Here is a 21,490-nt window from a genome sequence, read left to right as displayed (position 1 = left end):
GTTACCTAGTGGTAGCCGGGCCCTTCTGCCGGCGACGGCGCACAGACGCCTCCGGCGCCGGTTCCCGCAGGAACTGGCGCCGGAGGCGTCGTGTATCTGGTGGGGCTTACCCCCGGGACTAGAGCCGGACCAGCATCTTGCCGGTGTTGGCGCCGTCGAGCAAATCCATGAAGGCCTGCGGTGCGTTGTCCAGGCCGTCCACCACGGTCTCGTCGTAGCGGACCGTACCGTCGGCAAGCCAGCCGGACATGGTCTCGACAAACTCGGCCATGTGCTGCCAGTAGCCGCCCACCAGGAAGCCCTTGAGCGTCAGCTGTTTGCCGATTGCCAGCATGAGGTTCCGTGGCGCCGGCGTGGGCTCGGTTGAGTTGTACTGCGAAATGGCCCCGCACATGGCCACGCGGCCGCCGACGTTGAGCGCGGACAACGCCGCTTCCAGGTGCTCGCCGCCGACGTTGTCGAAGTAGACGTCAATCCCGCGCTCACCTGCGGCCGCAGCGAGCTGCTCGGCCACGGGCGCGTCGTGGTAGTTGAACGCGGCGTCGAAGCCGAGTTCGAGGAGCCGGGCCACTTTCTCCGGCGAACCGGCGCTGCCGATCACGCGCGATGCGCCCATGGCTTTGGCGATCTGCCCCACGAGCGAGCCGACCGCGCCGGCGGCACCCGAAACGAAGACGGCGTCGCCGGGCTTGAAGTCTGCGACCTTCAGCAGTCCCGCGTAGGCGGTCAGCCCGGTCATGCCGAGGGCGCCGAGGAACGCGGAGGCCGGGGCCAGATCGGTGCGCGCCGGGCTGGTGGCCGCGGCATCGATGACGGCGTATTCGCGCCAGCCGAGGCTGTGCACGACCGTATCGCCGACGGCGCGCCCTTCGGCCCGGGATGCGATGACTTCGCCGACGGCGCCGCCCTCCATCGCGGCATCCAGCGCAAACGGCGCGGAGTAGGACTTGACGTCATTCATGCGCCCGCGCATGTACGGGTCTACGGAGATGTAGAGGTTGCGGACCAGGACCTGGCCGTCCTGCAGTTCGGGCAGCGGCGACTCGGCGAGGCGGAAGTTTTCCGGGACCGGCCGGCCGTGCGGGCGGGACGCCAGCTGGATCTCGCGGGTGGTGGCGGGAAGGGTGAGGGTTTCGATGTTGGCGCTCATGCGGCTACCTCCAGGATGGTGATGTCGACAGTGATGTTGCCGCGGGTGGCGTTGGAGTACGGGCAGATCTGGTGGGCTTTGGCCACGAGGGACTCGGCGGTTTCCCGGTCCACGGCTGGCAGGGCGATCTCCAGCTCTGCGGCCAAGCCGTATCCGGCACCGTCCTCGAGCGCACCGAAATGGATCTTGGCGGCGACAGCGGAATCCGTCAGGTCGGCTTTTTGCTTGCGTCCCACCAGGCGCAGGGCCGAGTGGAAGCATGCGGCATAGCCGGCGGCAAAGAGCTGCTCGGGGTTGGTTCCGGCGCCGTCGCCGCCGAGTTCCACCGGGCTGGCGAGAGTGACGCTGAGCTTGCCGTCCTTGCTGATGGCAGTGCCGTCGCGGCCTTCGCCGGAGGCCAGGGCCTCGGCTGTGTAGAGGGTCTTCATGGGGTTTCCGTTCTGTGGGCGGGAAATCTTGGCGGGCTTTGGCCCGGGGAAAGGCTGAGGGGTGTAAGGGGTAAGGCTTAGATACGGATTGGCTTAGTGGGAGGCGTGGAGCGCATTGGTCAGCCGGCCCAGAGTGTCGCGGAGCTGGTCCAGTTCCGCGGAGGTGAGCCCGGCGGCGTCCGCCAAGCGCTGCGGAATGCCGCTGGCCCTGGCGCTCAGGGCGGCGCCGGCGTCGGTGAGGAAGACCTCCACGCGGCGCTCGTCTTCGGTGGACCGGCGGCGCTGGACGAGGCCCAGCGCCTCAAGCCGCTTGAGCAGCGGCGACAGCGTGCCGGAGTCGAGCCCCAGCTCCTCCCCCAGTTCGCGGACGCTGCGCGGCTCCGCTTCCCAAAGCACCAGCATGGCGAGGTACTGCGGGTAGGTCAGGCCGAGCTCCTCCAGCATGGGCCGGTAGGCGGCCGTGGCGGCGCGCGAGGCCGAGTACATCGCGAAGCACACCTGCCGGTTCAGGCGGAGCGCTTCCGGACTGGCAGGGCGGCCCTGTTCTGGCGTTGTCATGGTTCCACCGTACGCCACAATTCAGTTGTGCACAATTCGGTTGTGCGCAACCAAAGCGGCGCTACGTCGAGGCACCCGCTGAAATTCCCCATGTTTGGAGGGCAGCGACGGCGTGTCGGCCGCGACTCTGGCGGGTCCCGGCGTCGTGCCGGCAAAGGTGGGGAGACTCAGCGCGGCGGCCCTGCCCGCAGTAGAAGGCCGGGAGCAGACGGAGCGGCGACCCGCACCGCCGGCGCGTCCCGGCGTCGTGCCGGCAAAAGTGGGGAGACTCAGCGCGGCGGCCCTGCCCACAGCAAAAGGACCACGCTGGCCCAGAGGTAACGGCGGACCGCCGCGGTCAAAGTTGCGGGTGGCCGCCGGCCGGGAAAGATTTAGAGGTCGCGGATGGTGCGCAGAGCCGCCGCCGTGAGCACCTGGATGCCGAGGCCGAGCGCCCGCTCGTCAACGATGTAGTCGCCTCGGTGGAGGTCGTACTCTTCCCCGCCGGGGGTCTTGGTGCCGAGGCGCATCATGGCGCCGGGGGTGTCAGCCAGGAACCAGGCGAAGTCTTCCCCGCCCATGGACTGCGGGGTCAGGACCACGGCGCTCTCGCCGATTTCGGCTCGGGCCGCCGCCTCGATCAGCGCGGTTTCGTGCTCGGAGTTGACCACCGGAGGCACGCCGCGGGTGTGTTCGAGGTGGACGTCGACGCCGTAGGGCTCGGCGATCTGCCGGATGATGTCGTCGAGCAGCTCGCCGGCGTCGTGCCAGGCCTCGCGGTCCAGGCACCGCATGGTGCCGGCCATGTAGCCGCTGCCGGGGATGGCGTTCGGGGCCGAGCCGGCGGAGATCTGGCCCCAGACCACGGACACGCCGCTGCGGACATCGACGCGGCGGGACAGCACGGCGGGGACGTTGACCGCGATCTGGGCCAGGGCGAAGACCAGTTCCTCGGTCAGGTGGGGGCGCGAGGTGTGGCCGCCGCGGCCGGAGAGTTCAATCTTGATGGTGTCCGAAGCGGAGGTGATGGCCCCGATCCGAGTGCCGATCTTGCCGATCTCGATCCGGGGATCGCAGTGCAGTGCCAGGATGCGCGGCACGCCTTCCAGGACGCCCTGCTCGATGCACGAGGTGGCGCCCCCGGGCATGGTTTCCTCGGCTGGCTGGAAGATGATCCGGACCGTTCCCCGCAGCGGGGACTGCTCATGCATCCGCTGCAGGACCAGGGCGATGCCGAGCATGGTGGTGGTGTGGATGTCGTGGCCGCAGGCGTGGGTGACACCGTGGTTCTTCGAGGCGAACTCGAGGCCTGTTTCCTCGATGATCGGCAGGGCGTCGATGTCCCCGCGCAGGGCGGTGGCGATGGGACCCTGTCCGACGTCCACCGTCAGGCCCGTGCCCTCGAGGCGTCGGGGTTTGAGCCCGGCTTCCTCAAGCCGTTTCGCCAGCTTGTCGGTGGTGCGGAACTCCTTGAACGAAAGTTCCGGGTGCGCGTGGAGGTCGCGGCGGAACGCGATCAGCTCCGGCAGGAGGGGCTCCAGCCACGGCCCCACGAGAGTCGTGGGCTCAGCTTCAGTCGAGTAGTTACGCACGGAATCACTCTATCCAGCGGACAACGAATAGCGGCATCGGGTACGGCGCGTTACGGATTGCTGAACATTCCACACCGCTGATCCGCCCCATTCCGCCTAAAGTACGTCCGTGTCACCCTTGGCCTTGATGGCGTCCACGGCCTGCTTGACCCGCTGCGAGTGTTCCTTGGTGGTGACCAGCAGGGCGTCCGGGGTGTCCACGATCACGACGTCCTTGATGCCGATCAAAGCGATCACCCGCTTGGTATCGGAGACCACCACGCCGCTGGCGTTCTCGGTGAAAACGCGTGCGCCCTCGCCCAGTACCGTGACCTCGTCGACTTCCTTGGCGCTGTTGAGCCGGCCCACGGAGGCGAAGTCCCCGACGTCGTCCCAGAGGAACGTTCCGGGCACCACGGCGACGTCGCCGGCCGCGGCCGCGGGCTCGGCCACAGCGTAGTCAATGGCAATCTTGGGCAGCGTGGGCCACACCCGGGCGGTGACGGCGTCGCGCTCCGGGGTGTCCCAGGCCTTGGCGATTTCCTGGAGTCCGGCGAAGAGCTCGGGCTGGTTGGCCTCGAGGTGCTTGAGCATCAGCGAGACCGGCGCCACGAACATGCCCGCGTTCCAGACGTATTCGCCGCTGTCGACGTACTGCTGGGCCACTTCTTCGCTGGGCTTCTCCACGAACTCCACCACGGACTGGGCGCTGGGCGCGTCGGGGATGTGGAGGTTCGCGCCGGAGCGGATGTAGCCGAATCCGGTGGAGGGATGGGTCGGCTTGATGCCGATGGTGACGATCTTCCCTGCGGCCGCGGTGTAGACGGCCTCGCGGACTGCGTCCTGGAAGAGGTCATCCGGGCTGATGACCTGGTCCGCGGCGAACGAGCCCATGATGGTGTCCGGGTCCCGCTCATGGAGGATGGCCGCGGCGAGGCCGATCGCCGCACCGGAGTCCTTGGGTTCGCTTTCCAAGACAAGGTTGGAATCCAGGACCTCAGGGAGTTGGCGGCAGACGGCTGCCTTGTGGGCGGAGCCGGTCACCACCAGCACGTGCTTGCCGGCGACGGGCTGGAGGCGGTCATAGGTTGCGCGCAGCAGCGTGCTGCCCGACCCGGTGAGGTCGTGAAGGAATTTCGGGGCTGCTGCCCGTGACAGGGGCCAAAGACGGGTCCCCACCCCGCCCGCCGGAATAACCGCAACAAAACGGTCCAACGGTGAATCCTGGCTTGTCACTTTGTCTGTAGTCATCACGGCTACTTTAGCCGACGGCGGCCGAATCGGCCCCGATTGGGCCGGGATCGGGGCCTTCCAGCCCCTGCGACCGGGGACAAATGTGGCGTTCGTCTCAAAACCGATGCAAAACCGCGCCGAGGCCTGTCAACAAGGGGTTCCTAAATTGAATAAGCTGTGAGCGAAGCCTAGATTTAGGCTTGAGCTTACGAGTGCTCTCGCAGCAGGCGTTCCCCCCGCGTGGATCCCATGCCAGCGCCGCTGTGTTGCAGGGAGGTTTATTCAGTGCCGACAAAACCAGCTGGCACCTTGTACCGCGGCCGTGAAGGCATGTGGTCCTGGGTTGGACACCGCATTACCGGTGTAGTGATTTTCTTCTTCTTGTTGGTCCACGTGCTGGACACCTCATTGGTGCGTGTGTCCCCCGAGGCCTACACCGCAGTGATTGGTACTTACAAGAACCCCCTCATGGCCCTGGGTGAAACGGGCCTCGTCGCGGCGATCGTGTTCCACGCCTTCAACGGCCTGCGGATCATCGCCGTCGACTTCTGGAAGAAGGGTGCCAAGTACCAGCGTCAGATGCTCTGGACGGTCCTGGGCCTCTGGGTCGTCGTGATGGTCGGCTTCTCCATCCGCCACCTGTCCCTCGCCTTTGGAGGTCACTAAGCCATGACTGCAATGATTCAGAGTCCGCGCAGCGGCAAGATCCAGCCCAAGTACCGCCGCACCGGCGGTTCCCGGGGCAACTTCGAGATGCTCGCCTGGCTCTTCATGCGCCTCTCCGGCGTCGTGCTGGTGGTGCTGATCTTCGGTCACCTGTTCGTCAACCTGATGGTCGGCGAAGGCATCCACGCGATCGACTTCGGCTTTGTGGCCGGCAAGTGGGCCGACCCGTTCTGGCAGTTCTGGGACCTGGCCATGCTGTGGCTCGCCATGCTGCACGGCACCAACGGCGTCCGCACGATCATCAATGACTACGCCGAAAAAGACGCCACGCGCCTGTGGCTGAAAATTGTGCTTTACGCGGCCACCACCGTCATCATCGTCCTGGGCACCCTGGTCATCTTCACGTTCAACCCGTGCCCCGTGGCCAACGGCGTGCAGCTTCCCGGCGGCTTCTGCCCAGCGCCATAGGGGCGCTGCCGTAATGGTTCCAGCCGTAACGGCAAAGGCCAAAACGGCGGAACCGCCGCGGACCGCGGCCCCTACGGGCTAGACCCTACGGTCCCCCACGGCAACTGATCTTGCCTGCCGAGCGCAGGCGCAGATTGCATGAGAATTCACCGGGCAGGCGCGGCCTGCCGGTGGGTTATAGCGAATTTTGAGAGAAAGAGCGTCTGGTATGCAGGTCCATAAGTACGACGTCGTGATCGTCGGTGCCGGTGGCGCCGGGATGCGCGCGGCGATCGAATCAGGTCAGCGCGCCCGAACAGCAGTACTGACCAAGCTCTACCCCACCCGGTCCCACACCGGCGCGGCGCAGGGCGGCATGTGTGCGGCCCTGGCCAACGTCGAGGAAGACAACTGGGAGTGGCACACCTTCGACACCATCAAGGGTGGCGACTACCTGGTTGACCAGGACGCCGCCGAGGTCATGGCGAAGGAAGCGATCGACGCCGTCCTGGACCTGGAGAAGATGGGCCTGCCGTTCAACCGCACGCCCGAGGGCCGCATTGACCAGCGCCGTTTCGGTGGCCACACCCGTGACCACGGCAAGGCACCGGTCCGCCGTGCCTGCTACGCCGCCGACCGCACCGGCCACATGATCCTGCAGACCCTGTACCAGAACTGCGTCAAGCACAACGTCGAGTTCTACAACGAGTACTACGTCCTGGACCTGCTGACCGTCGAAGAGGACGCCGTCCGCGAGGACGGCACGCCGTACAAGCAGAAGCGCGTCGCCGGCGTCGTGTCCTACGACCTCGCCTCCGGCGAGCTGCACGTCTTCCAGGCCAAGTCCGTGGTGTTCGCCTCCGGCGGCGCCGGCAAGGTCTTCAAGACCACCTCCAACGCCCACACCCTCACCGGTGACGGCATGGGCATCGCGTTCCGCCGGGGCATCCCGCTGGAGGACATGGAGTTCTTCCAGTTCCACCCGACAGGCCTGGCCGGCCTGGGCATCCTGCTCTCCGAGGCCGCCCGCGGCGAAGGCGCAATCCTGCGCAACTCCGAGGGCGAACGCTTCATGGAGCGCTACGCGCCCACCATCAAGGACCTCGCCCCGCGCGACATCGTGGCCCGCTCCATGGCCAACGAAGTCCGTGAAGGACGCGGTTGCGGCCCGAACAAGGATTACGTCCTCCTGGACCTGACCCACCTCGAGCCCGCGCACATTGATGCCAAGCTGCCGGACATCACCGAGTTCGCCCGCACCTACCTGGGTGTGGAGCCGTACACGGAGCCAGTTCCGGTGTTCCCGACGGCGCACTACGCCATGGGCGGCATCCCCACCAACATCACCGCCGAGGTCCTCCAGGACAACGACACGGTGGTCCCGGGCCTGTACGCCGCCGGCGAGGTCGCCTGCGTCTCCGTCCACGGTTCCAACCGCCTGGGCACCAACTCGCTGCTGGACATCAACGTGTTCGGCAAGCGCGCAGGCATCGCCGCCGCCGAATACGCCAAGACCGCAGATTTCGTGGAGCTCCCCGCTGACCCGGAGGCCTACACGCTGAACCTGCTGGACCACGTCCGCACCTCCGATGGCACCGAGAAGGTCGCTGCGATCCGCAAGGAACTGCAGGACACCATGGACGCCAACATGCAGGTGTTCCGCACCGCCGAGACGCTGAACACGGTCCTGAAGGACATCGCCTCCTTCGAGGAGCGGTACCAGCGCATCAACGTCCAGGACAAGGGCAAACGCTTCAACCTGGACCTGCTCGAGGCCGTGGAGCTGGGCTTCCTGCTGGAGCTCGCTAAGGTCATGACCGTGGCGGCCCTGCACCGCGAGGAATCCCGCGGCGGCCACTTCCGCGAGGACTTCCCCGAGCGCGACGACGAAAAATTCATGAAGCACTCCATGGCGTACAAGGATGAGCACGCCCCGGCGGATGGTTCCGCCGAGTCGATTGCCGGTATCCGGCTTGCCACCAAACCGGTGGTCTTTACGCGCTACGAGCCGATGGTGAGGAAGTACTAAGATGAGCGCTGAACTCGCTGAGCCAGCATCCAAGATCGAACTGCCCGCCGGCGTCGGCGGCGGCGGGGAGATCCCGTCCTTCGACGTCACGCTGCGCGTGCGCCGCTACAACCCCGAGGTCTCCGAGGACGCCACGTGGGATGACTTCAAGGTCACCATGTACGGCACCGACCGCGTCCTGGACGCCCTGCACAAGATCAAGTGGGAGATGGACGGCAGCGTCTCCTTCCGCCGGTCCTGCGCCCACGGCGTCTGCGGCTCCGATGCCATGCGCATCAACGGCCGCAACCGCCTCGCCTGCAAGACCCTGCTGAAGGACCTGGACACGTCCAAGCCCATCACGGTCGAGCCGATCAAGGGCCTGCCGGTGGAGAAGGACCTGATCGTGGACATGGAGCCGTTCTTCCAGTCCTTCCGCGAAGTCATGCCCTTCCTGATCAACCGCGGCCACGAGCCCACCAAGGAACGCCTGCAGTCCGCCGAGGACCGCGAACGGTTCGACGACACCACCAAGTGCATCCTCTGCGCCGCGTGCACCTCGTCCTGCCCGGTGTTCTGGACCGACGGCCAGTACTTCGGCCCGGCCGCGATCGTCAACGCGCACCGCTTCATCTTCGATTCCCGCGATGACGCCGGCGACATGCGCCTGGAGATCCTCAACGACAAGGAAGGCGTGTGGCGCTGCCGCACCACCTTCAACTGCACCGAAGCGTGCCCCCGCGGCATCCAGGTCACGCAGGCAATCGCCGAGGTCAAGCAGGCCATCCTCTCCCGCAAGATCTAACGACCGGTTCCACCGGCTGCACTAGCTCCCTATCACCGGCCGTTTTACGTACGGGAGCTGCCGACGACGGCGCCTCTCACCTTACGGGTGGGGGCGCCGTCGTTCGTTTTCCCCCTCACATGAAAGGGGACACCGTGTCCCGCTCAGAAAAAGTCTCTTTCCAAGGTTCCACCGGTGAACTGCTTTCCGGCGTTGTGGATCTTCCGGACGGCCCGGTCAAGGGCTGGGGCGTGTTCTCGCACGGCTTCACCCTGGGCAAGGACAGCCCGTCGGCCTCCCGGATGTGCAAGGCCCTGGCGGACAACGGTGTGGGCATGCTCCGGTTCGACAACCTGGGGCTCGGCGAGTCCGCTGGAATGTGGTCGGAGGGGTCCTTCAGCCACAAGGTGGCAGACACCGTCAAGGCCGCCGAATTCATGCGCGACTCCGGCCGACCGATCTCGCTGCTCGTGGGCCACTCCTTTGGCGGAGCCGCTGTTTTGGCCGCCGCGCAGGAGATCCCGGAACTCGACGCCGTGGCCACGGTGGGTGCGCCCTTCTCCCCCAAGCACGTGGCCCACGTCTTTGACGCGGCGCTGGACCGGATCCTGAGCGAGGGAAGCGCCGAGGTGGACCTTGGCGGCAAACGGGTGGAGATCCGCCGGCACTTCGTCGAGGACCTCGAAAACGCGGACCTGACGGACTGCATCCGGCAGCTGCACAAGCCGCTCATGGTGCTGCACTCCCCCACCGACAACACGGTGGGGATCGAAAACGCCAGCACCATCTTCCAGACGGCCCGCCACCCGCGCAGCTTCGTCTCGCTCGAGGGCAGCGACCACCTTCTGACCGGCAAAGGCCAGGCGGCCCGGGCCGCGAAGATTATTTCGGCGTGGGCCGACCAGTACCTCGACGCCTGAACGCGGCGGACAGCGACCTCCGCCGGGCCCGGTGCTCCACCGGCGTCTTGCCCGGCTGGACGCGCCGGGCGCCCCAGCCGGTGGTCGCGGTGGCGGGCTCGTTCTTAAGGTCTTCCTCCCGGATCGCCACCCACGCGGCGCAGATCACGTAGACCTGGCTGACCAGGTTGAACCAGATCAGCAGGCCGATGATGATGGCGAAGGGCGCCAGGATGGGGTTCTTGCCGGCACTGGCCAGCAGTTGGGTGCTGAAGATCTGCAGGATGGTGGTGCCCACCGCGGCGAGCGTGGTCCCCTCCAGCAGGGAGCGCCGGGCCGGTTTCAGGCCCGCGGCCACCCGGTACATAATCAGGGCGGTGCCCCAGCCGAGCAGCAGCGGCACAACGATCGTGATGGAGGTGGTCAGGGGCCCGGCCAGCGACGGATCGAGGTTCAGCTGCGCGGTCACCCAATCGGCCGCCGTGCCGAACACCAGTGAGACGGCGGCACTGATCACCAGCGTCAGTCCAAGCAGGACCAGGGTGCCGACGTCGCGCAGTATCTGCAGGACCGGATTCATCCCCCTTGGGCCGAGCTGCATCATGCCGCGCACGCCGTCGCGGATGCCGCCGACCCAGCCTAGGGACGTAAACACCGTCACCACAGCGGCGATCCCGGCGGCCCAGCCGAGGCTGGTGGGGTTCAGCAGTTCATAGGGATCGACCAGCCCGTCGCTGCCATTGACCTTTAAAAGCCCGGGCGCGGTCACGGCCACGGCCTTGATGACCTGGTCCAGCAGGGCCGGATGACCGCTGAGGACCAGACCGGCCAGGGACAAGCCGGTGGCCAGGAGGCCCGTGACGGAGAAGAACATCCTGAACCCGATACCGGCGCTCATCAGCGGGCCAAGTTGGCGGCCGTAGTGCAGGAACGCGCGCATGGGCAACAAGGTGTTGAGCCGGGCCAAGAGCCACATCATCATCGCCGTCAGCGACGCAATGGTCCCGCCGCCGGAACGCCGAACCCGGCCCCATTCGACCCTCTTGCGGATGACTTCCAGTTTCAGCCCGGCCAGATCGGTGGGAAGCGGCGGCTTATCGGGCGTCTGCGGTGCCGTCCGGGCCTCTGTCGTGGTCAGGTTTGGTCCCAAAGTCAAGCTCTTCCCGTAGCTGCCAGATGCCGTTGTCGTCGTGCTCGTAGAGTCCCATGCTAGCCACAGGGAACGTGGCCCTGTAGTCCTTGAGGACCGTTTCGGCCTCGTCGAGGCTTTCTGGGGCAACGTCGTGGGCCACGGTAACGTGCGGATGGTAGCCGAACGGCAGTTCCCGCTCCAGCGGGCCGGACTGCAACTGGCGGTGCAGGTTCACGCAGTCCCCGAAGCCGTCCTCAACGTTCAGGAAGACCACCGGGGACACCGGCCGGAAAGACCCGGTCCCCGCGATGGTCACCGTGAAAGGCTCCTGCCCGCGCGCCACGTCCCGGACATGGCGCTGGGTGGCGGCCCAGTCCTGCGTCATGGTGGTGGTGACGAGCGTGATGTGGGCCGGGACGACGGCGGCCATCGGATCCCCGAACGAGGCCCGCCAGCGCTGGAGCTCCTCGGCGATGTCCGCCGGGAACCGCAGGATCACGCCGATGCTCATGCCTTCGCTGCGCTGTCCGTTCGACGGGGCGGCTTTCGCGGTGACTTTGCTGACGGAGGCCATTGACCTAGCGGACTCCCTGGGCGCCGGCGTAAGGCAGGAAGCCCACCTTGGCGTAGACGTCGCGCAGAGTGAGCGAGGCAATCTCCCGGGCCTTGTCCGCGCCGAGGGCCAGCAGCCGGTCCAGCTCCGCGGGATCGTCCAGCAGCTCCTTGGCACGGTTCCGGATCGGAGTCAGGTGCTCCGTGACCACCTCGGCGAGGTCCGCCTTGAGATGCCCGTACATCTTGCCCTCATACGCGGTGACGAGGGCGTCGACACTTTGCCCGCTGATGGCCGAATAGATGGTCAGCAGGTTGGACACGCCCGGCTTCGCCTCACGGTCGAATCGGATTTCCGTCTCCGCATCCGTCACAGCCGATTTGATCCGCTTGGCGGTGACCTTGGGATCGTCCAGCAGGTTGATCAGGCCGGCCGGTGACTCGGCCGACTTGGACATCTTGCCGGTGGGGTGCTGCAGGTCGTAGATCTTCGCGGATTCCTTCTGGATGAAGGGCTGGGGCACCGTGAACGTATGGCCGAACCGGGAGTTGAACCGCTGGGCGAGGTCACGGCTCAATTCCACGTGCTGACGCTGGTCCTCGCCCACCGGGACGCCCTGCGGCTGGTACAAGAGGATGTCCGCAGCCTGCAGGATGGGGTAGGTGAACAGTCCAACGCTGGCATGGTCCGAGCCCTGCTTGTGGGCCTTGTCCTTGAACTGGGTCATGCGGGACGCCTCGCCGAAACCAGTGATGCAGTTCAGGACCCACGCCAGCTGGGCGTGCTCCGGCACCTGGGACTGAACGAACAGCGTGCACTTGTCCACGTCCACGCCGCCGGCGATGTACTGAGCGGCCGTCACCCTCGTGCGGTGGGCCAGCTCGGCGGGATCCTGCGGAACGGTGATCGCGTGCAGGTCAGGGATGAAGAAGACGGCGTCGTACTCGTCCTGCATCCGGACCCAGTTCACGAGGGCGCCGAGGTAGTTGCCCAGGTGCAGGGAGTCGGCCGAGGGCTGCATGCCGGAAAGGATGCGGTGCCGGGCCGCGGTGGCCGCCGGAGCGGACTTGCCGGCGGCAGACTCAGCGTCGGTCACGGTTGAAGTGGTGGTCATTCGTGGAAGCCTTAAGACTAGAGCCGGTAGTCCACTACCAGCGGGGCGTGGTCGGAGAAGCGTGTGTCCCAGGACGCTGCCCGGTCAACAACGGCTGACACTGCGGCAGCAGCGAGAGCGGGCGTGGCCATGTGGTAATCGATGCGCCAGCCGGTGTCGTTGTCGAAGGCCTGGCCCCGTTGCGACCACCAAGTGTAGGGGCCGTCGACGTTACCCGCCAGGCCCCTGTGAACATCCTTCCAACCGATTTCTTCGCCGAAGAAGCGGTCAAAATAGGCCCTCTCCTCCGGCAGGAAGCCGGCACGTTTGACGTTGCCCTTCCAGTTCCTGATGTCCAGCTCCGTGTGGCCGACGTTGAGGTCGCCCACCACCAGAGCATGATCACTGTGCTTGGCGAGCTCGGGCAGGCGGTTGATCATGACGTCGAGGAAGCGGAACTTGTCATCCTGCTTGGGAGTGCCGACTTGGCCCGAGTGTACGTAGGCACTCACGACCGTCAGCTGTGAGGCCTCTCCGGCCTCATCCCGCACGATGTAGTCCGCCTCGACCCAGCGTCCGGTGGTGGCGAAGAAATCGTCGCCGATCCCCACCCGGGTGGCGACGGGCTCTTCGCGCGAGGCGATGGCAACGCCGGCCCGGCCCTTGGCTTCGGCCTCGGCGTGGAGGATGTACCAGCCCTCGCCGAGCAGTTCCTGGACGATCGCGTCGGGCGCGCGGACCTCCTGGAGGCACAGGATGTCAACCTCGCGCGGCTCAAGCCACTCCGCCATGCCGTTCTTGTAGGCGGCACGTAGGCCGTTGACGTTGACTGATGCGATGCGAAGGTGGTCCTTCTTCAATGCCGAGCTCACCCGATCCACTCTAGTCGATGATGGTTCCGCTAACGGGTGCGTCGCCGTCGCCCGAGGATTTGATCATGTCCCGCGCGTTGGTGGCGGTGATCTCGATGGTCTCCAGGGCGCGGCTGATCGTGTCGCGGTCCGCGGACTCGCCCTTCGCGCGCTCCTCTTCGACCACCCGGACCTGGACCTGGACGATCTTGAAGGAGTGGTCGAGTTTCATGTCCCGGACGCCGTCCGATTCGCGGCGTTCGCTGACCACGCGGGTGCCGCCGTGGTCAGCGCTGCCTGCTGCCGGCGGCCGCCCGGCGGCGGCGTTGAAGGCGTTCTGCGCCTCGTTCAGCCTGGCCCCGGCCTTCTTGGCGGCCTTCTGGATGCTGAACACCACGAAGGAGGCCAGCGCCAGCCAGAAGCCGGCGATGATCGCCACGATCCAGCCCACGACGTCGTTCTGGTTCGCCGCGAAGATCACGGCCACAACGAACGCGATGATGAAGACCAGCAGCCCCGGCCCGCTGATACGGAGCATGGAGAACCGGCCCCGGGCCGTGGTGTCGTTGGACGTGGATGAGGAGCTACCCAGAGATTGCATGAGCCCATTATCGCAAACGGGGCCGGCCGCCCGCTGCGCTTCCACCCCGGGCGAACGCCGCGCCCAGGCTGGGCCGTACGTCAGGACCGCATTTAGGTCTGAACAGCCTAGGTCAGCACGGCGTTTAGGTCAGAACCAGGCAGAACGGGTGGCCGCTGGGGTCCGTGTAGACGCGGAAGGTGTCCGTGCCGGCGTCGAGGCTTGTCGCGCCGAGCCGGAGCACCTCCGCTTCGGCGGAGTCGAGGTCCGCGACGAGCACGTCCACGTGCATCTGCTGCGGGTGCTCGGCGTCGGGCCATTGCGGACGGACCAGCCGTTCCACGCGCTGCAACGCGATCGCGGGGCGGTCGGCGGCGTCGCCGATGGAAATGAATTCGTCGTTCTCCTGGACCCGGATCATGCCCAGCAGTTCCTGGTAGAAGCTGGCGAGCTTGTCCGGATCCTCGCAGTCGATGACCAGGGCCTGCCATTTGCCGATCATGGGTTCTCCTTGTGTCGAAGGACGGCTACTTGAGGAACAGCTTGCGCAGGCGGCTTGTGGTGAGCAGGACGCCGAGGGCAATCATGACGAGGTAGTAGCCGATGTGCACGGCGGTGGCCGGGGTGAAGACCCCCACGCTGATCTGGCGCAGCAGTTCCACGCCGTGCCAGAGCGGCATGGCCTGGATGAGCCACTGGATGGACTGGGGGTAGACGCTGAGCGGGTAGAACGTGGCGCTGAAGAGGAACATCGGCAGCATCACGAAGTTGATCCAGTCCATCTGCTGGAACGTCTTCATGAAGCTCGTGATCCCCATGCCGAAGCTCGCGAAGCCGAAGGCGATCAGCACCGAGGCCGGGATCATCAGGATGGCCCACGGCGTGGTGATCAAGCCCATCACGCCCATCACGGCTGTGAAGCCGGTGGCGTACATGGCCCCGCGCAGCAGGGCCAGGAAGATTTCGCCCATGGCGACATCCAGCGGCCCCAGCGAGGTGTAGAGCATGCCCTGGTAGAGCTTGGCGAAGTTCATCTTGAAGAAGACGTTCCAGGTGGAGTCGTAGACGGCGCCGTTCATGGCGGAGACGGCCAGCAGGGCCGGCGCGATGTACGCGGCGTAGCTGATCTCCTGGCCGCCCGGGCCCTGGACGGAACCGACAATCGCGCCCAGGCCAACGCCCATGGAGATCAGGTACAGCACGGGTTCGAAGAACCCGGAGACCATGACCATCCAGTTGCTGCTCTTGGTGGCCATAAGCCCGCGGGCGACGACCGCGCGGACGTTGCGGGAGTAGATGGGCCCGAAGCGCCGGTTGCGTGCGGCCTCGGTGACGCTGTGGTCCCCCGCGTTGAAACTTCCGGTCAGGACGCTCATGAGGCCATCCTTTTGGCGAACTGGCGTTTGGTCAGGACCCAGCCGGCAGCCGCCAGGCCCAGCAGGAAGACGACGTGGACGATGGTGAGCCACGGCTCTTCCTCATACCCGTAGCTGACCACGCGGCCAAGTTCCGTGCCGTGCCAGATCGGCGAGATCCAGCCGATCCAGCGGACACCGAGCGGAAGCGTGTCCAGCGGGAAGAACGTGCCGGAGAACAGGAACAGCGGCATGACGATGAACCGCATGACCATGGCGAATTGGCCCCGGTCCTCCTTGATGGTGGCGGCGTAGGCCATGAGCGGCAGCCCGAAGGACAGGCCAGCGAGCGTGGCGATGAGGATCGACACCCAGCCCCAGGCGCCGGGTGCGGCGCCGAACAGCGCGACGACGGCGAAGTAGATGGCCGACTGCAGCAGGAAACGGAAGGTCACGGCGATGACCTGGCCGCCGGCGATCTGCTCCGGAGTCAGCGGCGAGGCGTGCGGGCCGTAGTAGACGCGCCGCCATTTGAAGCCGTCCATCACCGGGAACGTGAACTCGTTGGCGGCCGTCATGACGGCCGCGGAGATCAGCAGGGCTGGCGCGATGAATGTCAGGTAGCTGACCCCGCCGAACACGCCGGCGCCGTTGGCTTGGACCAGCGTGGCCAGGCCAACGCCCATCGCGAACAGGTAGGCCACCGGCTGGCCCACGCCATACATGACGATGGTCCAGCCGTAGCCCTTCATGACGCGGAGGACCTGTTCGGCGTAGAAGAAGGCGCCCCAGCGGCGGGCGCGGGCGGCCGAGACTTCCGGCGAGTGCGCGCGTAGGGCCGGTGCCGCCGTCGTCCCCGCCTGGAGTGTCGGTTCTGGTATCTGAGTCAACTCTGCTTTCTTAGTCAACGAGGCTCCTGCCGGTCAGACGCAGGAAGACGTCTTCGAGTGAGGAGCGGCGGACCAGCGAGGTGACCGGCCGCAGGCCGCGGGCGGTGACCTGCTCCAGGGCGGCCTCGCCGTCGTGGGCGTAGATGAGCACCCGGTCCGGCAGGGTCTCGAGGCGTTCGCCGATGCCTTCGAGCTCCGCGCCGACGCTCGCATTGCGCTCCGAGCCGAAGCGCAGTTCAAGGACCTCCCGGGTGGAGTATTCGCGGATCAGGCTGGCCGGCGATCCTTCGGCCATGATCTTGCCCTTGTCCACCACGATCAGGCGGTCGCACAGCTGCTCGGCCTCGTCCATGTAGTGCGTCGTGAGGATCAGGGTGACGCCCTGTTCCTTGAGCCGGAACAGCCGGTCCCAGAGGATGTGCCGCGCCTGCGGATCCAGGCCGGTGGTCGGCTCGTCCAGCAGCAGGATCCTGGGCTCGTTGATGAGCGAGCGGGCGATGGTCAGGCGGCGTTTCATGCCGCCGGACAGGGCGTCCACCTTGGACTTGGCCTTGTCCGTGAGCTGGGCGAATTCCAGCAGCTCGTCGGCCTTGGGTTTGAGGTAGCTCATGGGCAGGCCGAAGTAGCGGCCGTACACCAGCAGGTTGTCCCGGACCTTCAGTTCCTCGTCCAGGTTGTCCTGCTGCGGCACCACGCCCAGATGGGCGCGGACTTCCGGCCCGTGCTGTTCGGGGTCCAGGCCCATGATGTTCAGGCTGCCCGACGTGCGCTGCGAGACCCCGCCGATCATCTTCATCGTGGTGGACTTGCCGGCGCCGTTGGGGCCCAGCAGGCCGAAGGCTTCCCCGGCGGGAACACGGAAGGAGATACCGTCGACGGCGGTGACGTCGCCGTAGCGTTTGGTGAGGTTTTCGGCAGTGATGACGTACTGCGGAGCGGCGTCGGAGGGGCTGGTCACGGCTGATTCTTTAGCGGCAAGTTCGGACACCCGCACTACGGTAGTGGATCCCCGCAAACTATGAAAGAGTCTTTTCGTAAAAACGCCGGACGTATCCGATCCGTTATGCCCCGCGGCGGTGAAGCGTGCCGAACCCTGCGGTGGTTGAGCCTGCATACAAGGCTCAACCACCGCGCGTGGCACTTTATTCGGCCCTTAGGCGAGTCCGGAGTGGCTGTCCTCTGCCAAGTCGCCTTCCTCTGCTAATTGGCGTTCTGCGGTTTCCACCACGTTGGCGAGGAGCATGGCGCGGGTCATGGGGCCCACTCCCCCGGGGTTCGGCGAGATCCAGGCGGCGACGTCGGCCGCAGCGGGGTCAACGTCTCCGGTGACCACGGCCTTGCCGTTGCCGTCGTCCACCCGGCTGACCCCGACGTCGAGGACGATCGCGCCGGGCTTGAGGTCCCCGGCCTTGATCATGTGCGGCTGCCCGGCCGCAGCGATCACGACGTCGGCCTGCCGCAGTTCCGCCGGCAGGTCCACCGTTCCGGTGTGCGCCAGGATGACCGTGGCATTGACGTCTTTGCGGGTCAGCAGCAGACCCACCGGGCGGCCGATGGTGACGCCGCGGCCCACCACGAGGACGCGCTTGCCCTTGAGGTCGATCCCGTGCCGGGTCAGCAGCTCGACGCAGCCCTTGGGCGTGCAGGGCAGCGGGGACTTCATGGGTCCGCTGACGTTGGCCACCAGCCGGCCCAGGTTCATCGGGTGCAGGCCGTCGGCGTCCTTCTCGGGATCCATGGCCTCCAGGATGACGTCCTGGTCGATGTGCTTGGGCAGCGGAAGCTGGACGATGTAGCCGGTGCACTCCGGGTTCTCGTTGAGCTCGCGGACCACGGCCAGCAGTTCTTCCTGGGTGGCCTCTTCCGGCAGGTCGCGTCGGATGGACGTGATGCCCACCTCGGCGCAGTCCTTGTGCTTGCCCCCGACGTACCAGGTACTGCCGGGATCGGAGCCCACCAGGATGGTGCCCAGTCCGGGAGTGATGCCCTTGGCCTTGAGTGCGGCCACGCGCCCGGTCAGCTCGGACTTGATGGCGGCGGCGGTAGCCGTGCCGTCAAGGATCTGAGCTGTTCTTGCAGTCTTAGCAGAAGTCATGGCCTACCACTGCTCGTGCTGCGGGTACAGCGGGAAGTCGGCGGCGAGCTTGTCCACGCGGGCCTGCAGGGACTCGATCTCCGTGGCGGCTCCGGACTTGAGGGCCGTGGCGATGATGTCCGCAACCTCGGTGAACTCCTCGGCGCCGAAGCCACGGGTGGCCAGGGCCGGGGTGCCGATGCGCAGGCCGGAGGTGACCATCGGCGGGCGGGGGTCGAAGGGTACCGCGTTGCGGTTGACGGTGATGCCTACCGAGTGCAGGAGGTCCTCGGCCTGCTGGCCGTCCAGCTGGGAGTTGCGCAGGTCCACCAGGACCAGGTGCACGTCGGTGCCGCCGGTCAGGACCGAGACGCCGGCCTCGGCAACGTCGGCCTGGCTGAGACGCTCGGCGATGATCTTGGCGCCTTCGAGCACGCGTTCCTGGCGTTCCTTGAATTCCTCGGTGCCGGCGATTTTGAAGGCCACGGCCTTCGCGGCGATCACGTGCATGAGCGGGCCACCCTGCTGGCCGGGGAACACCGCGGAATTAAGCTTCTTGGCCCATTCCTGCTTGGCCAGGATCACGCCGGAGCGGGGGCCGGACAGCGTCTTGTGCACCGTGGAGGTGACGACGTCGGAGTACGGGACCGGGCTCGGGTGCAGTCCGGCGGCGACGAGGCCGGCAAAGTGCGCCATGTCGGTCCAGAGCAGGGCGCCGACCTCGTCGGCGATCGAGCGGAAGGCTTCGAAATCCAGGTGCCGCGGGTAGGCGGACCAGCCGGCGATGATTACCTGCGGCTTTTCGGCGATGGCCTGCTCGCGCAGCTTGTCCATGTCGATCCGGAAGTTGTCTTCCTCGACCTGGTAGGCGGCCACGTTGTAGAGCTTGCCGGAGAAGTTCAGCTTCATGCCGTGGGTGAGGTGCCCGCCGTGTGCCAGGGAGAGGCCCAGGATCTTGTCTCCGGGGGTGATCATGGCGGCGAGCGCGGCGGCGTTGGCCTGCGCGCCGGAGTGCGGCTGCACGTTGGCGTATTCGGCCCCGAAGAGTTCCTTGACCCGGTCGATCGCGAGCTGCTCGGCGACGTCGACGTACTCACAGCCGCCGTAGTAGCGGCGGCCGGGGTAGCCCTCGGCGTACTTGTTGGTCAGGACGGAGCCCTGCGCTTCCATCACGGCGCGCGGGGCGAAGTTCTCGGAAGCGATCATTTCCAGGGTGCCGCGCTGGCGGCCCAGTTCCTGGGCCAGTACGGCGGCGATTTCCGGATCGAGTTCGGCCAGCGGCTGGTTGCTCACGGCGGCTGAGGTGGCGGTAGTAGTAGTCACGAGGAACTCCTGGTAGGCAACGGGTACGGCTATTGGTCAGGCTACCGGCTGGCCCGTTGCACCGCCCTATGATTACGCGCTCCTTGCCAGCAGAACTGACAGCGGACCGCGACAGTGGCGGGTGACACCCCGCACGGGCGCCAGCAACGGTACGGCAGCGGTAAATGCTGCCGACCGGTAAGACATGACCCTCGGCCCAGGCGTACGATCCGTGGTCTTCGTGAGTGCCGCTCCCTGATGGTTAGCCATCCAACGCCAGTTGCGACGGGTTAACACTACCAAAACCCTTTCAAACCTGCCCTTGAAGCGCAGGTAGGCTGGTCCTCGTGACTGACGAGAACCTGACTGCCTCCTACATCCTGACCCTGTCCTGCCCCGACCGGCCCGGCATCGTGCACGCCGTCGCCGGAGCCCTGCTGGTGGCGGGCTGCAATATTACAGACTCCCAGCAGTACGGCAGCCAAGGCACGGGCACCTTCTTCATGCGGGTGGAGGCGACGACGGCGGCGGCCCAGGTGGAGCTGCAGGCGGCACTCGAGCCCGTGGCGCAGGCCTTCGGGATGCAGTGGAGTCTCAACCCCGCCGGCCGGAAGGTCCGCACCCTGCTGATGGCCAGCACCTCGGCCCACTGCCTGAACGATCTGCTGTTCCTGCAGCGCTCCGGCACCCTGCCGATCGAAATTCCGGCCATCGTGTCCAACCACCGTGATCTCGAGGGTTTGGCGGAGTTCTACGGCATCCCGTTCCACCACATCCCGGTCACCCCGGACACCAAAATCCAGGCCGAGGACGCCCTCCGGGTACTGATGAAGGAGCACGACATCGAGCTCACCGTCCTGGCCCGGTACATGCAGATCATCTCTGACGAGCTCTGCACCGAGCTCACGGGCAAGGCCATCAATATCCACCACTCGTTCCTGCCCTCCTTCAAGGGCGCCAAGCCCTACCACCAGGCGCATGCCCGCGGCGTGAAGCTGATCGGCGCCACGGCGCACTATGTCACGGCCGCCCTGGATGAGGGACCGATCATCGAGCAGGAAGTGATCCGGGTGGACCACCGGCGCACCGCCGAGCAGTTCGTCCAGATGGGCCGCGACGTGGAGGGCCGTACCCTCGCCCAGGCTGTGCAGTGGCACGCCGAGCACCGTGTCCTGCTCGACGGCAACCGGACGGTTGTCTTTAACTGAATCCGGTTCTTCACTAGAGCTATGGACTCCACCCGCAGGGACCGGCTCGAATCGTTCGTGGCGCTGCTGAAGAACGAGGGCCGGCACGCCGTGCTGGGGTTGGATTGCGGCCAGGGCGCCGATGGGCTGCACTTTGTGCAGTCCGGCATCCATTTCACCGGCGTCGACCGGTCCGAGGAGAACATCCACGTTGCCCGGGGTCACGGGCTGGAGGCCTCAGTGGCGGGCCCGGCAACGCTGCCGTTCGCCGACGCCGCGTTTTCCTCGGTGTGGGCGGTGGACGCATTGTCGGGCCTGGCCCCCGAGGAGTGGGACGACGTCGTCCGCGAACTTGGCCGGGTGGCGGAACCCGGCGCGCCAATCGCCGTCGTATTCCCCGTCCCCGACCCGCGCGGCGACGGCGGCACCCGCAGCAAGGGCTTCACGGTCCTCCGCTCCCCCGCCTGACCCTTCCTTCCCCGTTGCGCTATCACTTAGGGCTGCTCTGAGCGCGCGGGATCATGCGGTGATCGCAACACCTGATCATTGAAGGGTGTCGATTGCCGTGGTGAAATTCTCGAGTCGTTTGGTGGCTGAGGTTGTTCAGGAGTTCTGGCAGCAGGTTGCTGATGGTGCCCGTTTCGACGAGGCCGGTGCCTCGGTTGGATGGTCCGTCACGACGGTGCGCCGCGAGTTGCGGTTCACGGGAGGGATCCGGCCCCGCAGGGGCCGGATCCTGACCGGCCGGTC

Annotated in this window: 23 protein-coding genes; 7 read left to right on the top strand and 16 right to left on the bottom strand. The window is 66.4% G+C overall.

All coding sequences use genetic code 11. The features are described from left to right. Nucleotides 1–118: 118 nt before the first annotated feature. The 5 genes from ACFRJ8_RS09990 to ACFRJ8_RS09970 all read right to left on the bottom strand — a co-directional run bounded on the left by ACFRJ8_RS09990 (nucleotide 119) and on the right by ACFRJ8_RS09970 (nucleotide 4,937). Nucleotides 119–1,150: an NADP-dependent oxidoreductase gene (locus ACFRJ8_RS09990; protein WP_377985958.1), complete on the bottom strand. Its 1,032-nt coding sequence runs from the start codon at nucleotides 1,148–1,150 to the stop codon at nucleotides 119–121. Continuing rightward, nucleotides 1,147–1,578, bottom strand: a complete 432-nt coding sequence (locus ACFRJ8_RS09985) for an organic hydroperoxide resistance protein (protein WP_377985957.1) — start codon at nucleotides 1,576–1,578, stop codon at nucleotides 1,147–1,149. Before ACFRJ8_RS09985 ends, ACFRJ8_RS09990 begins: the two co-directional genes overlap by 4 nt. A gap of 93 nt (nucleotides 1,579–1,671) precedes the next feature. Next, nucleotides 1,672–2,136 carry a MarR family winged helix-turn-helix transcriptional regulator gene (locus tag ACFRJ8_RS09980; RefSeq protein ID WP_377985956.1) on the bottom strand — a complete coding sequence of 155 codons (465 nt, stop codon included), beginning with the start codon at nucleotides 2,134–2,136 and terminating at the stop codon, nucleotides 1,672–1,674. 371 nt (nucleotides 2,137–2,507) lie between these two features. Continuing rightward, nucleotides 2,508–3,707, bottom strand: a complete 1,200-nt coding sequence (locus tag ACFRJ8_RS09975) for an amidohydrolase (RefSeq protein WP_377985955.1) — start codon at nucleotides 3,705–3,707, stop codon at nucleotides 2,508–2,510. Nucleotides 3,708–3,803: 96 nt separating this feature from the next. Then, nucleotides 3,804–4,937: a mannose-1-phosphate guanylyltransferase gene (locus ACFRJ8_RS09970; protein WP_377985954.1), complete on the bottom strand. Its 1,134-nt coding sequence runs from the start codon at nucleotides 4,935–4,937 to the stop codon at nucleotides 3,804–3,806. A gap of 267 nt (nucleotides 4,938–5,204) precedes the next feature. Here ACFRJ8_RS09970 and sdhC point away from each other — a divergent pair, with 267 nt between their 5' ends. The 5 genes from sdhC (at nucleotide 5,205) to ACFRJ8_RS09945 (ending at nucleotide 9,744) form a co-directional block, all read left to right on the top strand. Continuing rightward, complete coding sequence (gene sdhC / locus ACFRJ8_RS09965) at nucleotides 5,205–5,585, top strand: succinate dehydrogenase, cytochrome b556 subunit (RefSeq protein WP_090583363.1); 381 nt, start codon at nucleotides 5,205–5,207, stop codon at nucleotides 5,583–5,585. A 3-nt stretch (nucleotides 5,586–5,588) separates the two neighbouring features. Further along, entirely contained in the window at nucleotides 5,589–6,053 is a 465-nt protein-coding gene (locus ACFRJ8_RS09960) for a succinate dehydrogenase hydrophobic membrane anchor subunit (protein WP_377985953.1), read from the top strand. 208 nt (nucleotides 6,054–6,261) lie between these two features. Next, a complete protein-coding gene (gene sdhA / locus ACFRJ8_RS09955; RefSeq protein ID WP_377985952.1) occupies nucleotides 6,262–8,061 on the top strand; it encodes a succinate dehydrogenase flavoprotein subunit in 1,800 nt (599 codons plus the stop codon). A gap of 1 nt (nucleotide 8,062) precedes the next feature. Beyond that, nucleotides 8,063–8,845, top strand: coding sequence for a succinate dehydrogenase iron-sulfur subunit (locus ACFRJ8_RS09950; protein ID WP_018774751.1), 783 nt, complete (start codon nucleotides 8,063–8,065; stop codon nucleotides 8,843–8,845). A 134-nt stretch (nucleotides 8,846–8,979) separates the two neighbouring features. Next, nucleotides 8,980–9,744, top strand: a complete 765-nt coding sequence (locus ACFRJ8_RS09945) for an alpha/beta hydrolase family protein (RefSeq protein ID WP_377985951.1) — start codon at nucleotides 8,980–8,982, stop codon at nucleotides 9,742–9,744. Here the strand turns inward: ACFRJ8_RS09945 and ACFRJ8_RS09940 are convergent. From ACFRJ8_RS09940 to glyA, 11 genes are all read right to left on the bottom strand, one after another. Next, nucleotides 9,707–10,873: a YihY/virulence factor BrkB family protein gene (locus ACFRJ8_RS09940; RefSeq protein WP_377986233.1), complete on the bottom strand. Its 1,167-nt coding sequence runs from the start codon at nucleotides 10,871–10,873 to the stop codon at nucleotides 9,707–9,709. The genes ACFRJ8_RS09945 and ACFRJ8_RS09940 overlap by 38 nt on opposite strands. Then, nucleotides 10,818–11,429 carry a 2'-5' RNA ligase family protein gene (locus ACFRJ8_RS09935; RefSeq protein WP_377985950.1) on the bottom strand — a complete coding sequence of 204 codons (612 nt, stop codon included), beginning with the start codon at nucleotides 11,427–11,429 and terminating at the stop codon, nucleotides 10,818–10,820. The genes ACFRJ8_RS09940 and ACFRJ8_RS09935 overlap by 56 nt, the downstream gene beginning before the upstream one ends. A gap of 4 nt (nucleotides 11,430–11,433) precedes the next feature. Further along, a complete protein-coding gene (gene trpS, locus ACFRJ8_RS09930; RefSeq protein WP_377985949.1) occupies nucleotides 11,434–12,522 on the bottom strand; it encodes a tryptophan--tRNA ligase in 1,089 nt (362 codons plus the stop codon). Between the two features lie 17 nt (nucleotides 12,523–12,539). Beyond that, nucleotides 12,540–13,373, bottom strand: a complete 834-nt coding sequence (locus ACFRJ8_RS09925) for an exodeoxyribonuclease III (RefSeq protein WP_377985948.1) — start codon at nucleotides 13,371–13,373, stop codon at nucleotides 12,540–12,542. A 10-nt stretch (nucleotides 13,374–13,383) separates the two neighbouring features. Further along, nucleotides 13,384–13,953, bottom strand: a complete 570-nt coding sequence (locus tag ACFRJ8_RS09920; RefSeq protein ID WP_377985947.1) for a hypothetical protein — start codon at nucleotides 13,951–13,953, stop codon at nucleotides 13,384–13,386. A gap of 124 nt (nucleotides 13,954–14,077) precedes the next feature. After that, nucleotides 14,078–14,434: a VOC family protein gene (locus tag ACFRJ8_RS09915; protein ID WP_377985946.1), complete on the bottom strand. Its 357-nt coding sequence runs from the start codon at nucleotides 14,432–14,434 to the stop codon at nucleotides 14,078–14,080. 25 nt (nucleotides 14,435–14,459) lie between these two features. After that, nucleotides 14,460–15,308, bottom strand: a complete 849-nt coding sequence (locus ACFRJ8_RS09910; protein ID WP_377985945.1) for an ABC transporter permease — start codon at nucleotides 15,306–15,308, stop codon at nucleotides 14,460–14,462. Further along, the gene (locus ACFRJ8_RS09905; RefSeq protein ID WP_377985944.1) at nucleotides 15,305–16,177 is read right to left on the bottom strand and encodes an ABC transporter permease; all 873 of its coding nucleotides are present in this window, start codon (nucleotides 16,175–16,177) and stop codon (nucleotides 15,305–15,307) included. Before ACFRJ8_RS09905 ends, ACFRJ8_RS09910 begins: the two co-directional genes overlap by 4 nt. Before the next feature lie 10 nt (nucleotides 16,178–16,187). Further along, nucleotides 16,188–17,135, bottom strand: coding sequence for an ABC transporter ATP-binding protein (locus ACFRJ8_RS09900; protein WP_377985943.1), 948 nt, complete (start codon nucleotides 17,133–17,135; stop codon nucleotides 16,188–16,190). 195 nt (nucleotides 17,136–17,330) lie between these two features. Further along, a complete protein-coding gene (locus ACFRJ8_RS09895) occupies nucleotides 17,331–18,272 on the bottom strand; it encodes a bifunctional methylenetetrahydrofolate dehydrogenase/methenyltetrahydrofolate cyclohydrolase (protein WP_377985942.1) in 942 nt (313 codons plus the stop codon). 3 nt (nucleotides 18,273–18,275) lie between these two features. Beyond that, nucleotides 18,276–19,574 carry a serine hydroxymethyltransferase gene (gene glyA, locus ACFRJ8_RS09890; RefSeq protein ID WP_377985941.1) on the bottom strand — a complete coding sequence of 433 codons (1,299 nt, stop codon included), beginning with the start codon at nucleotides 19,572–19,574 and terminating at the stop codon, nucleotides 18,276–18,278. 326 nt (nucleotides 19,575–19,900) lie between these two features. Here glyA and purU point away from each other — a divergent pair, with 326 nt between their 5' ends. Both purU and ACFRJ8_RS09880 read left to right on the top strand, forming a co-directional pair. After that, the gene (gene purU, locus ACFRJ8_RS09885) at nucleotides 19,901–20,761 is read left to right on the top strand and encodes a formyltetrahydrofolate deformylase (protein WP_377985940.1); all 861 of its coding nucleotides are present in this window, start codon (nucleotides 19,901–19,903) and stop codon (nucleotides 20,759–20,761) included. A 21-nt stretch (nucleotides 20,762–20,782) separates the two neighbouring features. Further along, nucleotides 20,783–21,208 (top strand): class I SAM-dependent methyltransferase, encoded by a 426-nt coding sequence (locus tag ACFRJ8_RS09880; RefSeq protein WP_377985939.1) that lies wholly within the window; start codon nucleotides 20,783–20,785, stop codon nucleotides 21,206–21,208. The last annotated feature ends 282 nt before the right edge of the window (nucleotides 21,209–21,490 follow it).

This window comes from Arthrobacter sp. NPDC056886 (assembly GCF_042788715.1).
GTDB lineage: Bacteria > Actinomycetota > Actinomycetes > Actinomycetales > Micrococcaceae > Arthrobacter.
The sequence above is the reverse complement of the archived record's forward strand: the minus strand, read 5'-3'. Positions and strand labels throughout refer to the sequence as shown.

Bases quoted from the DNA above. Each gene is read 5' to 3' on its own strand.
- ACFRJ8_RS09880 (WP_377985939.1), top strand. From the start codon at position 20,783: ATGGACTCCACCCGCAGGGACCGGCTCGAATCGTTCGTGGCGCTGCTG.
- ACFRJ8_RS09970 (WP_377985954.1), bottom strand. From the start codon at position 4,937: ATGACTACAGACAAAGTGACAAGCCAGGATTCACCGTTGGACCGTTTT.
- ACFRJ8_RS09985 (WP_377985957.1), bottom strand. From the start codon at position 1,578: ATGAAGACCCTCTACACAGCCGAGGCCCTGGCCTCCGGCGAAGGCCGC.
- ACFRJ8_RS09950 (WP_018774751.1), top strand. From the start codon at position 8,063: ATGAGCGCTGAACTCGCTGAGCCAGCATCCAAGATCGAACTGCCCGCC.
- sdhA (WP_377985952.1), top strand. From the start codon at position 6,262: ATGCAGGTCCATAAGTACGACGTCGTGATCGTCGGTGCCGGTGGCGCC.
- ACFRJ8_RS09960 (WP_377985953.1), top strand. From the start codon at position 5,589: ATGACTGCAATGATTCAGAGTCCGCGCAGCGGCAAGATCCAGCCCAAG.
- ACFRJ8_RS09920 (WP_377985947.1), bottom strand. From the start codon at position 13,953: ATGCAATCTCTGGGTAGCTCCTCATCCACGTCCAACGACACCACGGCC.
- ACFRJ8_RS09915 (WP_377985946.1), bottom strand. From the start codon at position 14,434: ATGATCGGCAAATGGCAGGCCCTGGTCATCGACTGCGAGGATCCGGAC.
- trpS (WP_377985949.1), bottom strand. From the start codon at position 12,522: ATGACCACCACTTCAACCGTGACCGACGCTGAGTCTGCCGCCGGCAAG.
- ACFRJ8_RS09935 (WP_377985950.1), bottom strand. From the start codon at position 11,429: ATGGCCTCCGTCAGCAAAGTCACCGCGAAAGCCGCCCCGTCGAACGGA.
- ACFRJ8_RS09910 (WP_377985945.1), bottom strand. From the start codon at position 15,308: ATGAGCGTCCTGACCGGAAGTTTCAACGCGGGGGACCACAGCGTCACC.
- ACFRJ8_RS09980 (WP_377985956.1), bottom strand. From the start codon at position 2,136: ATGACAACGCCAGAACAGGGCCGCCCTGCCAGTCCGGAAGCGCTCCGC.
- ACFRJ8_RS09895 (WP_377985942.1), bottom strand. From the start codon at position 18,272: ATGACTTCTGCTAAGACTGCAAGAACAGCTCAGATCCTTGACGGCACG.
- ACFRJ8_RS09990 (WP_377985958.1), bottom strand. From the start codon at position 1,150: ATGAGCGCCAACATCGAAACCCTCACCCTTCCCGCCACCACCCGCGAG.